Raw genomic sequence first — 659 nt, forward strand, 5'->3', positions numbered from 1 at the left:
GTCACTATGTCTGGTGATGATGGCAAAGAGGTCACACCCGTTCCCATGCCGAACACGGAAGTTAAGCTCTTTAGCGCCGATGGTAGTTGGGGGTTTCCCCCTGTGAGAGTAGGACGTTGCCAGGCTAGTGAAAATATTATTCCGCAGTAGCTCAGTGGTAGAGCTATCGGCTGTTAACCGATCGGTCGTAGGTTCGAGTCCTACCTGCGGAGCCATTTTGGAGAGCTGTCCGAGTGGCCGAAGGAGCACGATTGGAAATCGTGTAGGCGGTAACCCGTCTCAAGGGTTCGAATCCCTTGCTCTCCGCCACTATTTATATAAATGGCCCGTTGGTCAAGCGGTTAAGACACCGCCCTTTCACGGCGGTAACACGGGTTCGAATCCCGTACGGGTCACCAACATCATTTTCACTGCGGAGGATTAGCTCAGCTGGGAGAGCATCTGCCTTACAAGCAGAGGGTCGGCGGTTCGAGCCCGTCATCCTCCACCATTTTCACTGAATACAGCAGCACTAAAACTTCATTTATTATTGTCGCGGGGTGGAGCAGTCTGGTAGCTCGTCGGGCTCATAACCCGAAGGTCGCAGGTTCAAATCCTGTCCCCGCAACCAAATGGTCCCGTGGTGTAGCGGTTAACATGCCTGCCTGTCACGCAGGAGA

Annotated in this window: 5 tRNA genes and 1 rRNA gene; all 6 read left to right on the forward strand. The window is 53.7% G+C overall.

The features are described 5' to 3' along the window. The first annotated feature begins 9 nt into the window (after nt 1-9). The 6 genes from rrf (at nt 10) to E2R53_RS22955 (ending at nt 610) form a co-directional block, all read left to right on the forward strand. Nucleotides 10-125 (forward strand): 5S ribosomal RNA (gene rrf, locus E2R53_RS22930). 15 nt (nt 126-140) lie between these two features. Continuing rightward, nucleotides 141-215, forward strand: a tRNA-Asn gene (locus tag E2R53_RS22935). Between the two features lie 4 nt (nt 216-219). Then, nucleotides 220-309: transfer RNA gene (locus tag E2R53_RS22940), tRNA-Ser, on the forward strand. Nucleotides 310-323: 14 nt separating this feature from the next. Continuing rightward, nucleotides 324-398: transfer RNA gene (locus E2R53_RS22945), tRNA-Glu, on the forward strand. Nucleotides 399-414: 16 nt separating this feature from the next. After that, nucleotides 415-490, forward strand: a tRNA-Val gene (locus E2R53_RS22950). Between the two features lie 43 nt (nt 491-533). Beyond that, nucleotides 534-610 (forward strand) — tRNA-Met (locus tag E2R53_RS22955). The last annotated feature ends 49 nt before the right edge of the window (nt 611-659 follow it).

This window comes from Peribacillus frigoritolerans, assembly GCF_004358755.1.
Taxonomy (GTDB): domain Bacteria; phylum Bacillota; class Bacilli; order Bacillales; family Bacillaceae; genus Bacillus_P.